This is a genomic window from Nocardia sp. NPDC056064, from assembly GCF_042266925.1.
GTDB lineage: Bacteria > Actinomycetota > Actinomycetes > Mycobacteriales > Mycobacteriaceae > Nocardia.
On record NZ_JBHJWO010000001.1, the window covers coordinates 1,446,692 to 1,458,222 of the forward strand.

Consider the following 11,531-nt stretch of genomic DNA (forward strand, 5'->3'; position numbering starts at 1 on the left):
CGATCAGGTTTCCCACTCCCGCAGGAGTTCTCGTGCGATGCGGTCCAGGGCCGCGCGGTCGGCGGGGGCCAGGACCGACAGCATGGCCGTCTCGTTCTCGGTGTGCGCCACCACGACGGTGTCGACCAGGTCCCGGCCCGCCTCGGTGAGTGCCACGCGCACGGCCCGGCGATCGACCCGGTCGGCGATCCGGCGCACCAGCCCGGCGGTCTCGAGCCGGTCGATCCGGCCGGTCATCCCGGCGCGCGAGAGCATCAGCGTGTCGGCGAGCACCGAGGGGTTGAGCTCGAACGGCGCGCCCGAACGGCGCAGTGCCGCGAGCACATCGAACTCGCCGCGCTGCAGGCCGTGGTCGGCGAACACGGCTTCGATGCGCGCGGTCGCCACCGTGAGCAACCGGCCCAGCCTGCCGAACACCGCCATCGCGTCCAGGTCGAGTTCGGGCCGCTCGCGCCGCCACTGCGCGACGATCGCGTCCACCACATCCGGGTTCGGTTCATCCATGGACAAGATTCTATTCGACGGGATATAGTTCGGTAGCGAATTATCAACCGACGAACGGAATGGTCATGACGAACACCCGCGAGATCGCCCTCTGCCTGCCCGAGGACGCCGAGACCCTCGGCACCGAGTCCGTCCGGATGCGCCTGCTCACCGACGCCAACGCCAGCGACGGCGCCGTGAGCACCCTGGAGGTCACCATGACCCAGGGCGCCGACGGCGCCGCACCGCACTTCCACACCCGCTCCGACGAGCTGTTCTACGTCGCCGACGGGGAACTGCAGGTCATGGCGGGCGACCAGATCCTCACCGTCGGGGCGGGCGGTTCGCTGGTCGTTCCCCGGCACATGCCGCACGCCTTCGGCGCCACCCCCGACAGCGGCGCGCGCATCCTCATCGCGCTGATGCCGGGCGTGCAGCGCTTCGAGTACTTCCGCCTGCTCGACCGGCTGCTGCGCGGCGAGGCGGGTCACGACGAATTCGTCGCCGCCCAGGAGGAATTCGACAACCACTTCGTCGACGCGCCCGCCTGGTGGGCCGAGCGCAACGCCCAGCGCCGCTGATCATGCGACCACCGGCCACGATGTGTCCGAGATTGCACCGGAATCGGGAACATCGGCGGCGAAGCCGTCGGTTGTACACCGTATGACGTTCTCCGTACCGGTCCTCGTCCGCGGCTACGAGCTCGACACCCAGGGCCACCTCAACCACGCCGTCTACCACCAGTACGGCGAACACGCCCGCTGGGAGCTGCTGCGCGCGGCGGGCATCCCCCAGGACAAATTCCTGGCCAGCGGCATCGGCGCGGTGGTCCTCGAATCGACCATCAAGTACAAGCGTGAGCTGCGTGGTGGCGACGAGGTCACCGTGAGCTGCGCGGCCGAGTGGCGCGAGGGCGAGAAGGTCTTCCGCTTCCACCACCGCATCGTCAAGCTCGACGGCACCGTCGCCGCCGAGATCACCGTGGTGGCAGGCGCGATGGATCTCACCACCCGCAAGCTGGTCCCGAATCCGGGACAGCACTTCCGCGACCTCGCCGAGCACCCCGAGCTGCTCGGGCTCTGAACTGCGCCGACGGCGCGACGGGAATCGCTCCCGGGCAATTGCCCGGCGACTCCCGTCGCGCCGTCGCCGTTTTCGTTAGCTGGTCAATTGCCGGATCGACAGGCGGGCGACCGCCCCGGTTGTCCGAAATTCTCTCCCCGCAAGGGGATCACGCGCCGCTCGGCGGTTTGCCCGGCGCCCCGCAAATCTGGCGAACCGGCTCGGTGGCGGTCACGTTCGCGCTATGATCCGAAGCACCTTCGGGGGTTCTGGCAAATTGTGAGCAGACGACAAGATCGGAGTGACCATCCATGACCGACGCCGTCCACCCGCCCGCTGCCGCGTCGCCCCGGGACCGGGGCCCCGCCCTGCGCGGAGTGCTGGTGGCCGAGTCCGAGCGCGACATCTCCGTCCGGGTCGAGGGAGGTACCTGGACCTTCGATCGCCGGGATGTCCTGCGGCTCATCGAGGATCGCGCCGAGGCGGGCGCCCGGGAGGTGCGCGTCGACATCCGGCCCGGCGCCACCGCCGACTTCACCCGCCGGATGCGCGTGGAACTCGTCGAGCGGCCGATCACCCTGGCCACCGACCCGTCCGAGGCCCTCGGTGACGAGCTGCTGACCCAGGCCACCCGCCGCTGGGCGGGCAAGCTCCGGATCGCCGAACGGGGCGGTACCGCGGGAGCCACGTTCACCTTCCGGGACGGCATCAACTGCGACAGTCTCGACTGAAGCGGCGCGGGCCATGGAACGCGCGACCGATGCCGTGCTCATCGTCTCCGAAACCGACGACCTGCATGCCGACGCGCTCGCGGCCACCCTGCGCGACCAGCACCGGCTCGATCCCCTGCGCCTGGATCTGCGCGACTTCCCCACCGAGACTGGCAGTTTCCGGCTCGACAAGGCGGGCACCAACCGCGCGATGTCGCACGTGCACGGTCTCGACGACGTGCGCGCGGTGTGGTGGCGCAGGCCGCATCCGTGCCGGGTGCCGCGCGGCGTGCGCGCGGCCGACGACGAGTTCCGCCAGGCCGAATGCGACGGATTCCTGCAGGGCATGCTGTGGTCCATCCCGGCCTACTGGGTCAACGATCCGGCGGCCGAACGCACGGCGGCCCGCAAGATCGTGCAGCTCGAGACCGCCCAGCGCGCCGGATTCACCATCCCGGAGACGCTGATCACCAACGACCCCGACGAGGCCCGCAGTTTCGTCGAATCCCGGTGCGGCCCCGTGGTGTACAAGCGCACCGGGACCGGGCGCGGGGAGTTCTCCGAGACCAGGATCATCACCCGCCCCGAACTGAAACGGCTCACCTCGATCCGGTCGACACCGACCACCTTCCAGGATTACGTGGAGGCCGAGGCGGATCTGCGCGTGGTGTGGGTCGACGGTGTCGAGTGGGCGGTACGCATCGACTCGCAGGCGGGTGTCGGCCGGGTCGACTCCCGGCTCGACACCTCGGTCGCCTTCGCGCACGAGCGTCTGCCCGCCGCGATCAGCAAGTCCCTCGCGACGCTGATGGGCGCGCTCGGGCTGAGCTTCGGCGTGGTCGATCTGCGCCTGGGCACCGACGGCGAGTACTACTTCCTCGAGGTCAACCCGCAGGGACAATTCGCCTACCTGGAGATCAAGACCGGGCTGCCCCTGTTCGCCAGCCTCGCGAACCTGCTGGTCCGCGGCGACGGGGCCGTGCCCGGGTGGTGACGGCGGCTCAGTCGGCCGGATTCTTGCGGCGATTGGCGCCGCCGCGCCCGCGCAGTTCGACGTGTGACTCGACCAGCACATTGTGAATGAAGCCGTACGAGCGCCCGGTGGCCCTGGCCAGGGAACGGATGCTCGCTCCCGCCTCGTACTGCTTCTTCAGCTGGGACTGCAACCGGTCACGGGACTTGCCCGTCACCCGGGTGCCCTTTCCCAGCGCGGCCTTGCCGATGGTCTTTCCCTTGGCCGACCTTGCGGCCTGTCTCGCACTGTCGCTCATGGCTTCCTCCGAGTCGCCGAGCAGCTCATTCCAGGCTAGACACTCCGCTCTCGGTGATCAACGAAAACAGTGATGAAACTCACCCGACGCCCGCGAGTTCCGTCGCGACACAGCGTTTCACGCAAGAAACGCCGCCCGCTGCGGGCCCTGACGGATCAGGCCAGGTCGATCAGCTCCGCGTACTCGTTGGACCAGTGGTCCTCGGTGCCGTCGGGCAGCAGGATCACGCGCTCGGGGTTGAGGGCCTCGGCGGCGCCCGGGTCGTGGGTCACCAGCACGACCGCGCCCGCGTAGGTGCGCAGCGCCTCGAGCACCTGCTCGCGCGAGATCGGGTCGAGGTTGTTGGTGGGCTCGTCGAGCAGCAGCACATTGGCCGCCGAGGAGACCAGACCGGCCAGCGCCAGACGGGTCTTCTCACCACCGGACAGGGTGCCCGCGGGCTGCTCGAGCTGCGGGCCGGAGAACATGAACGCGCCCAGCAGACTGCGCAGCTCCTGCTCGCCGGCATCCGGGGAGGCGTGGCGGATGTTCTCCCACACCGTGGCGGCGTCGTCGAGGGTGTCGTGCTCCTGGGCGAAATAGCCGACCTTGAGGCCGCGGCCCTGCTCGACGCCGCCCGAGGTGGGTGTCTCGACACCCGCGAGCAGCTTGAGCATGGTGGTCTTACCCGCGCCGTTGAGGCCGAGCACCACCACGCGGCTGCCCTTGTCGACGGCGAAGTTCACGCCGGTGAAGATCTCGAGCGACCCGTAGAGCTTGGTCAGGTTCTTGACCATGAGCGGGGTCTTGCTGCACGGCGCGGGCTCGGGGAAACGGATGCGGGCCACCTTGTCGGCCACGCGCACATCGTCGAGCTCCGACATCAGCCGTTCGGCGCGACGCACCATCTGATGGGCCGCAGCGGCTTTGGTGGCCTTGGCCCCGAGCTTGGCGGCCTGCTGACGCAGCGCGCTCGCTTTCTTCTCGGCGTTGGCGCGCTCGCGCACCCGGCGCTGCTCGTCGGTGGCGCGGGCGTCGAGGTATTTCTTCCAGCCCATGTTGTAGACGTCGGGCTCACCGCGCACGGCGTCGAGGAACCACACCTTGTTGACCACGGCCTCGAGCAGTTCCACATCGTGGCTGATCACGATCAGGCCGCCGTCGTGGTTCTGCAGGAAGCCGCGCAGCCAGGTGATGGAGTCGGCATCGAGGTGGTTGGTGGGCTCGTCGAGCAGCAGGATGCGATCGGAGCGGCCACCGCTGCCGTCGGAGGCGGAGAACAGGATGCGCGCGAGCTCGATGCGGCGGCGCTGACCACCGGAGAGAGTGCGCAGCTGCTGGCCGAGCACGCGGTCGGGCAGGCCGAGGCTGTGGCAGATGCGGGCGGCCTCGCTCTCGGCGACGTAGCCGCCGAGGGAGGAGAACTGGTCCTCGAGGCGGCCGTACTTGCGGATCGCCTTCTCGCGTTCCTTCTCGTCGGCCACCTCGGCCATGAGCGCCTGCTGCTTCTCCATGTCGCGGATCAGCGTGTCCAGGCCGCGCGCGGACAGCACCCGGTCGCGGGCGATCACATCGAGATCGCCCTCTTTGGGGTCCTGCGGCAGGTAGCCGATGTCGGTGGAGCGGGTGATCTTGCCCGCGTAGGGCTCGCCCTCACCGGCCAGGATGCGCAGCGTGGTGGTCTTGCCCGCGCCGTTGCGGCCGACCAGTCCGATCCGGTCGCCGGACTGCACCCGCAGCGCCGGCCCTGGGGCCGAGAGCAGGGTGCGGACTCCGGCCCGGACCTCCAGGTCGGTCGCCGTGATCACAGAGCTTCTCCTCGTGTCGGAACAGGATGGTCGCCGCGCAGGCCCATGGTGCACCGCCGGCCGCGGCAAGAACCACCTATTTTACCGCCGCGGCGCGACAGGACCGAACCCGGCGCCGCCGGGTGTGAGCGTGGTTACTCTCGTGCCATGACTACCGATCTTCTCGGCCGCACTGCCCTCGTCACCGGCGCCAGCCGCGGCATCGGCCTGGCCACCGCCGCCGAACTGCTGCGCCGCGGCGCGAACGTGCTGATCACCGCCCGCAAACCCGAGCCGCTCGAGGACGCGGCCGTCGAGCTGCGCGCGCTCGGTCACAAGGGCCAGGTGAGCACGCTGGCGGGCAACGCGGGTGACGCGGACGCGCGCGCCGAGGCGGTGGCCCGCGCCGTCGCCGAGTTCGGCTCGCTCGACATCCTGGTCAACAACACCGGCATCAACCCGGTCTACGGCTCGCTCATGGACGCCGACCTGGGCGCGGTCAGCAAGATCTTCGACGTGAACGTCGTCGCGGCGCTGGGCTATGTGCAGCAGGCCTATCGCGCGTGGATGGCCGAGCACGGCGGCGCGGTGGTGAACGTGGCCAGCGTGGCGGGCATCCGGTCCTCGGGCGTGATCTCGGCCTACGGCGCGTCCAAGTCGGCGCTGATCCGGCTCACCGAGGAGCTGGCCTGGCAGCTGGGCCCGAACATCCGCGTCAACGCGGTGGCGCCGGGCGTGGTCAAGACCAAGTTCGCCGACGCGCTGTTCTCCGCCGACGAGGAGCGCGCCGCGAGCGCCTACCCGCTCAAGCGCCTGGGCGCGCCCGAGGACGTGGCCCGGCTGATCGCCTTCCTGGTCTCCGACGAGGCGGCCTGGATCACCGGCGACTGTGTGCGCGTCGACGGCGGCCTGCTCGCCACCGGCGGCATCTGACCCCACGATCGACGAGGGGCGGCACCGACTCCACAGTCGCTGCCGCCCCTCGCCTTCCGGTGACCGGTCAGTCCGCGGTCTCCCGGGAACCGGCGGCGGGAGTGAGTTCGGCCTCGGCCCTGGCGGCTTCGGCGCGCGCCTCCTCGGCACGGGCCAGCGGATCGACCACGACGATCTCCTCGGCCCTGCCCGTCACCCCGAGCGGGTCACGGACCGGGATGTCCTGGCGCAACGCCCGGCCGCCCTCGTCCAGGCCGACGCGGTCGTGCAGGCGGCGCAGGAATTCCGGCGCGTACCAGTTGGCGTCGCCGAGCAGCTTCATCGCGGCGGGCAGCAGGAAGCCACGCACCAGGGTGGCGTCGACGATGACCGCGAGCGGCAGGCCGATGCCGAAGGCCTTCATGAAGGTGATGTCGGAGGCCAGGAAGCCGAGGAACACCAGCGAGATCAGGATGGCGGCGGCGGTGACGATGCGGCCGATCCGTTCCAGCCCCAGCGCCACCGCGGTCTCGTTCTTGCCGGTGCGGTCGTATTCCTCGCGGATGCGCGAGAGCAGGAACACCTGGTAGTCCATCGCCAGACCGAAGGCCGCCGCGAACAGCATCACCGGCACCGTGGCCGACAGGTCACCGGTGACGGTGAAGCCCAGCAGCCCCGACAGGTGCCCGTCCTGGAAGATCCAGACCAGCGCGCCGAAGGTCGCGGTGAGGCTCAGCGCGCTCAGGATCACCGCCAGCACGGGCAGCACCACGCTGCCGGTGAGCAGGAACAGCACGATCAGCATCAGCACGATCACGAAGCCCAGCGCCCACGGCAGCGCGTCCTCGATGGCGGCGATGGAGTCGACATTGGCCGCGGCCACGCCGCCGACCAGCAGCTCGCTCGGCACCGGCACCGCACGCACCTGCTCGACCAGCGCGGCCAGGGCGTGCGAATCGGTGGTGGCGGGCACGATCGACAGGTACGCGGCGCGCTCGGCGCGGAAGCGGGCGTTGGCCGCGGTCGGCTCGGCCAGCAGGCCGCCCTGGGCGTAGCTGCCGGTGGCGGTGTCGACGCGGCGCACGTCGTCGAGGTCGGAGAGTTCGCGCGCGATCGCGTCCAGGCCGTCGGCGCTGTAGGCGCTCTCGGGCAGCACCGCGACCAGGGTGTTCTGGTCGCTCTCGCTGAAATCGCGGTGGATGATCTCGGTGACCTGCCGGGAGTTCATCGACTCCGGCAGCGTCCGCTCGTCCGGGAAGCCGAGTTTCACCCCGAGGAACGGGGCGCCCAGCAGCAGCAGGAACGCGGCCACGGCCAGGCCGATCGGCAGCGGCCTGCGCATCACGGCGGTGGCCAGCTTGTGCCAGGCGCCCTCACCGGGTGCCGGGCGCGGGGCCCGCAGGAACCACCAGCCGAGCTGGCCCTTGTCGACGCGGCTGCCCAGCAGCAGCAGGGTGGCGGGCAGCACGGTCAGCGCCACCAGCGCGGCCAGCGCGGCGACGGCGATGCCGGCGTAACCCATCGACCGGATCGCCAGCAGCGGGAAGAACAGCAGCCCGGCCAGGGCGACCGCGACGGTGAGCGCGGAGAAGGCGACGGTGCGGCCCGCGGTGCGCATGGTCGTGGCCACCGCACCGGCCGGACCGCGACCGGCGGCCAGCTCGTCGCGGAACCGGTTGACGATCAGCAGGCTGTAGTCGATGGCCAGACCGAGCCCGAGCAGGGTCGCCACATTGGTGGCGGTGACCGAGAGCGGGATGAACAGCGTCAGCAACCACAGCGTGCCCATGGTCAGCACCACGGTGACGACGGCGACCAGCAGCGGCAGACTCGCGGCGACCAGTCCGCCGAACACGAACAGCAGCGCGATCATGGTGAGCGGGAAGGCGATCGCCTCGCCGCGGGCGATATCGGTCTTGCTCTGCAGCACGGTCTCGTGCATGAGCATGGCGAAGCCGCCGACCCGCACCTGCAGCGGACCGTCCAGCCTGCTGAGATCATTGGTGATGCCGGTGACGGTGTCGTCGATCTCGCGTTCGGTGCCGAGCACGCTGGCGACGATCAGGCCCTGTTTGCCGTCGACACTGCGCAGCGCGGGCTGGTGGGTGGTCCAGTAGGACACCACATCGATGACCCCGCCGCGCTCGTGCAGGTTGGCGACCAATGCCGTTGCCGCGGAGACGGTTTCGGGATCGTCGACGGAGGATTCGGTCTGCACCAGCAGCACCAGGTTCGGCGAGCCCTGCCCGAATTCCTCGCGCAGGACGGTGAGCGCCCGGCTGGATTCGCTGCCGGGGTCGGTGTAGCCGCCGCCGTCCACCCGGTCGAACAGGGTGGCGCTGAGTGCGCCGAGCACCAGCGCGAGCACCGCGAATACGCCGAGCACCCAGCGGCTGCGCCGCTCGGTGAATTCGAACACCGGATCGTCTCCCTCACTCGTCACCCGCTGTCGCGGCACGCACCCGCCCGCATCCGATCCCGTTGCCGGGGCGGCGTGTTCGCTCGAGGATGGTAGCAACTCCCGGGCGTTCCCGCGGCCGCTCAGGACAGCCGCCCGACCCTCTCCTGGGCTACCGCCCAGTTAGCCCGAGGACCGAGGTGACGACGGTGCGGCGCAGGCGCGGCGGCACCGCCGCGAACACGCCCCGCATGGCGGCCGTGAGACCCGGCAGATCGGTGCCCGACAGGTAGGCGTGCTGCCGGTCGGCGGGCAGGCCGAAGAACACCTCGAAGAACACCGGGACCTCGGCCGGGGGCAGCGCGAGCAGGGCCCGCAGACCGGCCCGGCGCAGGGCGAGCACCGCGCGGGCCTCGGCCGTCCACAGCGGGTGCCCTGCGGCGACGGTGTCGGCGCCGGACAGCGCGGCGGCGACGCTGTACCCGGTGGCGGGATGGGTGAGGGCGCCCGCCGCACCGAAGCGACCGCCGCCGGGCCTGCCGCCCTGCACGGGGAAACGCACCCGCTCCACGGGTTCGGTTCCGGTGCGGACGATTCCCCGGGCGCGCAACCGGTGTTCGAGCCGGACGCGCAGGACCTCCGGGGTGAGGGCCGGGCGGCCTGCCAGGCAGGTCTCCTCGAGCAGCATCGTGTCCGGGCCGAGCGGCACGGCGTAGAGGAACGACGGGGGCTCGTCCGGCCCGGTGCCGTTGTCGCGGCGCCAGTCCATGAACAGCACCGGCTGGCCGGGATCGAGCACGGCCCGGTCCACGACCACGCCGTAGGCGGTCTGCTCGGCCCGGCCGGGCGCGCGGGCCAGACCGCGCGCGTCGACCACCCGCCCCCGCAAGCGCAGGCCGGACGCGGTGGTGACGGTCTCCTCCCCCACCTCGACGGCGGGCTCGGCGAGCACGTGTGCGCCGTCCAGCGTCAGCGAGCGCTGCAAGGCCGGGGTGTCGAGCACCTGGTACCGGCGCTGGATCCGGTGCTCGCGCACTGCCCAGGCGGTCGGCGCGTCGACCGTCGCCGCGATCACACCGGAGTCGAGCCAGCCGGGGAGTTCGTCGGCCCAGGCGGCGTAGGTGGGTGTCCAGACCCGGTCCGGATGCGGATCGATCACCGTCACCGACCGGCCCGCGGCCAGCGCGCGGTGGGCGACGGCCCGGCCCGCGGGGCCGAGTCCGCAGACGATCAGGTCGGCGTGCACCCGACGATTGGATCAGACGACACGAATTCCAGCACCGTCGGATCACGGCCGGGCACCATTTCGGTGCCGTGTGCTCGACCGTTGCCGGTAACTCGGTAATGATGGGGTGCATGAGATCGATCTGGAAGGGCTCGATCGCATTCGGGCTGGTCAATGTCCCGGTCAAGGTCTACACCGCGACCGAGGACCATGACATCCGGTTCCATCAGGTCCACGCCAAGGACGGCGGACGGATCAAATACGACCGTGTCTGCCAGGTGTGCGGCAAATCCGTGCAGTACGCCGATATCGACAAGGCCTATGTCGCGCCCGACGGCGAACAGGTCGTGCTCACCGACGCCGATTTCGCGACACTGCCCGCCGCCGAGAAACACGAGATCCCGGTCCTGGAATTCGTGCCCTCCGACCAGATCGACCCGGTCCTGTTCGACAAGAGCTACTACCTCGAGCCGGATTCCACGACACCGAAGGCCTATCAACTGCTGGCGGCGACGCTGGAACGCATCGACAAGACCGCGCTGGTGCATTTCACCCTGCGCCAGAAGACCCGGCTCGCGGCGCTGCGCGTGCGCGACGGCATCCTCGTCCTGCAGACGCTGCTGTGGCCCGACGAGGTGCGCGCGGTCGATTTCCCGGCTCTCGACGAGGCGCCCGCGCCCCGCCCGCAGGAATTGAAGATGGCCGAGACTCTGGTCGAATCCATGTCGGGGGATTTCGATCCCGGCGAATACACCGACGAATACCAGATCGAGTTGCAGAAACTCCTCGACGACGCCATTGCCAGCGGTTCGGGCAAGGTCGACACTTCCGCCGCCACCGAATCGGCCGAACAACCCGACGCCGAGGTCGTCGATCTGGTCGCGGCCCTGCAGCGCAGTCTGGAGGCGGGGGGGCGCCGGGACAGCGAATCGGCGGCCCCGAAGAAATCCCCCGCGAAGAAGACCGCGAAAAAGGCCGCCGCCAAGAAGAGCACGGCCGCGAAAGCCACGCCGCGCAAGTCGACGGCGACCCGCAAGGGCGCCTAGGTAGGGCACACTGGCGCTCATGGACACCGCGATCGCTGTCGTTGCGATGGGATTGGGACATCTGCGTCAAGTCCTCGATCTGGGCCACCAGGTCTTCGACACCACCACCAAGCCGTACACGTCGTGGTCGCTGACGGCCGTCGCCGAGCATCTGGACAGCCCCGACAACGCCTGCTGGGTCGCGCTGGACTCCGATCGGGTGGTCGGTTTCGTGCTCGGCTCGATGGAATTCGAGCACCGCAACGACTGGGGCTATCTGGAGTGGATCGCGGTCGCGCCGGACATGCAGGGTCACGGCATCGCCCGCAGGCTGGTGGACGTGTGCTCGACGGCGTTGTTCGCGCGCGGCGCCAAGCACATCGTCACCGATGTCGAGGACCGCAACAGCGCCTCGGCCGCCCTGATGACCAGCAGCGGTTTCGTGCCCGCCGCGACCGTCACGCTGCTGGTGCGCCCCAACCCGCGCAACGCGGGCGAGGACGCCGACCCCACCGTGCCGCCCATGCCCGCCACCACCCGGCGCGATCTGGCCCGGCGCGGTCGGCTGGCCGTGGAGCATCCCCGCCGCTGACCGCAAACTAGACGCCCGTCCAGCTTTTGGTGAGTGTTTCGTTCGTCCCGAATCAAACCCTGGCCGCGGGGAGCCCGGCCGGTTTCG

12 protein-coding genes are annotated in these 11,531 nt (G+C 70.2%); 7 read left to right on the forward strand and 5 right to left on the reverse strand.

What is annotated here, in order from left to right:
* Positions 1 to 3: 3 nt before the first annotated feature.
* Positions 4 to 504 (reverse strand): MarR family winged helix-turn-helix transcriptional regulator, encoded by a 501-nt coding sequence (locus ACFC06_RS06610; RefSeq protein ID WP_375928544.1) that lies wholly within the window; start codon positions 502 to 504, stop codon positions 4 to 6.
* A 65-nt stretch (positions 505 to 569) separates the two neighbouring features.
* Between ACFC06_RS06610 and ACFC06_RS06615 the strand changes: the two genes are divergently transcribed.
* The 4 genes from ACFC06_RS06615 (at position 570) to ACFC06_RS06630 (ending at position 3,249) form a co-directional block, all read left to right on the forward strand.
* Positions 570 to 1,064 carry a cupin domain-containing protein gene (locus tag ACFC06_RS06615; RefSeq protein WP_375928546.1) on the forward strand — a complete coding sequence of 165 codons (495 nt, stop codon included), beginning with the start codon at positions 570 to 572 and terminating at the stop codon, positions 1,062 to 1,064.
* Positions 1,065 to 1,146: 82 nt separating this feature from the next.
* Positions 1,147 to 1,566: an acyl-CoA thioesterase gene (locus tag ACFC06_RS06620; protein ID WP_375928548.1), complete on the forward strand. Its 420-nt coding sequence runs from the start codon at positions 1,147 to 1,149 to the stop codon at positions 1,564 to 1,566.
* 290 nt (positions 1,567 to 1,856) lie between these two features.
* Positions 1,857 to 2,276 (forward strand): hypothetical protein, encoded by a 420-nt coding sequence (locus tag ACFC06_RS06625; protein ID WP_375928550.1) that lies wholly within the window; start codon positions 1,857 to 1,859, stop codon positions 2,274 to 2,276.
* Positions 2,277 to 2,289: 13 nt separating this feature from the next.
* The gene (locus ACFC06_RS06630) at positions 2,290 to 3,249 is read left to right on the forward strand and encodes a hypothetical protein (RefSeq protein WP_375928552.1); all 960 of its coding nucleotides are present in this window, start codon (positions 2,290 to 2,292) and stop codon (positions 3,247 to 3,249) included.
* A 7-nt stretch (positions 3,250 to 3,256) separates the two neighbouring features.
* Here the strand turns inward: ACFC06_RS06630 and ACFC06_RS06635 are convergent, their stop codons facing one another.
* The gene (locus tag ACFC06_RS06635; protein ID WP_375928554.1) at positions 3,257 to 3,526 is read right to left on the reverse strand and encodes a helix-turn-helix domain-containing protein; all 270 of its coding nucleotides are present in this window, start codon (positions 3,524 to 3,526) and stop codon (positions 3,257 to 3,259) included.
* Positions 3,527 to 3,681: 155 nt separating this feature from the next.
* The gene (locus ACFC06_RS06640; RefSeq protein ID WP_375928556.1) at positions 3,682 to 5,313 is read right to left on the reverse strand and encodes an ABC-F family ATP-binding cassette domain-containing protein; all 1,632 of its coding nucleotides are present in this window, start codon (positions 5,311 to 5,313) and stop codon (positions 3,682 to 3,684) included.
* Positions 5,314 to 5,460: 147 nt separating this feature from the next.
* Here ACFC06_RS06640 and ACFC06_RS06645 point away from each other — a divergent pair, with 147 nt between their 5' ends.
* On the forward strand, positions 5,461 to 6,225 hold the full coding sequence (locus ACFC06_RS06645) for an SDR family oxidoreductase (RefSeq protein ID WP_375928558.1): 765 nt from the start codon (positions 5,461 to 5,463) through the stop codon (positions 6,223 to 6,225).
* Positions 6,226 to 6,292: 67 nt separating this feature from the next.
* Here ACFC06_RS06645 and ACFC06_RS06650 read toward each other — a convergent pair whose 3' ends face one another.
* Both ACFC06_RS06650 and ACFC06_RS06655 read right to left on the reverse strand, forming a co-directional pair.
* Positions 6,293 to 8,623 carry an MMPL family transporter gene (locus ACFC06_RS06650; RefSeq protein WP_375928560.1) on the reverse strand — a complete coding sequence of 777 codons (2,331 nt, stop codon included), beginning with the start codon at positions 8,621 to 8,623 and terminating at the stop codon, positions 6,293 to 6,295.
* A 151-nt stretch (positions 8,624 to 8,774) separates the two neighbouring features.
* Complete coding sequence (locus ACFC06_RS06655; protein WP_375928562.1) at positions 8,775 to 9,848, reverse strand: lycopene cyclase family protein; 1,074 nt, start codon at positions 9,846 to 9,848, stop codon at positions 8,775 to 8,777.
* 110 nt (positions 9,849 to 9,958) lie between these two features.
* Here ACFC06_RS06655 and ACFC06_RS06660 point away from each other — a divergent pair, with 110 nt between their 5' ends.
* Positions 9,959 to 10,873 carry a Ku protein gene (locus tag ACFC06_RS06660; RefSeq protein ID WP_375928564.1) on the forward strand — a complete coding sequence of 305 codons (915 nt, stop codon included), beginning with the start codon at positions 9,959 to 9,961 and terminating at the stop codon, positions 10,871 to 10,873.
* Positions 10,874 to 10,892: 19 nt separating this feature from the next.
* Positions 10,893 to 11,444: a GNAT family N-acetyltransferase gene (locus ACFC06_RS06665; protein WP_375928566.1), complete on the forward strand. Its 552-nt coding sequence runs from the start codon at positions 10,893 to 10,895 to the stop codon at positions 11,442 to 11,444.
* The last annotated feature ends 87 nt before the right edge of the window (positions 11,445 to 11,531 follow it).